The 347-nt window shown below is 44.7% G+C and carries 1 protein-coding gene; it reads left to right on the plus strand.

Features of this window, described 5'->3' with window-relative positions:
- Positions 1 to 347 (plus strand): ATP-binding cassette domain-containing protein (locus C1E99_RS12555; protein ID WP_153060242.1); only part of this gene is annotated, 347 nt, incomplete at both ends.

Consider the following 347-nt stretch of genomic DNA (forward strand, 5'->3'; position numbering starts at 1 on the left):
CTATTAACCGTATGGGAGATTTAAACCCAGAGGTAACATTGACAGGTGCGATTGATTACAACGGAAAAAACATATACAGTCCTCGTACGGATACTGTTGATCTTCGTAAGGAAATCGGTATGGTCTTCCAACAACCAAACCCATTCCCTATGTCTATCTACGAGAATGTCGTTTATGGTTTACGTATTAACGGTATCAAGGACAAGCAGGTCTTGGACGAAGCAGTTGAGCGTTCCTTGATTGGTGCTTCTATTTGGAATGAAGTGAAAGATCGCTTGCATGACTCGGCAGTTGGACTTTCAGGTGGTCAGCAGCAACGTGTATGTGTGGCCCGCGTATTGGCGACA

It is taken from the genome of Streptococcus suis (assembly GCF_002964045.1).
GTDB classification, from domain to species: Bacteria; Bacillota; Bacilli; order Lactobacillales; family Streptococcaceae; genus Streptococcus; species Streptococcus suis_U.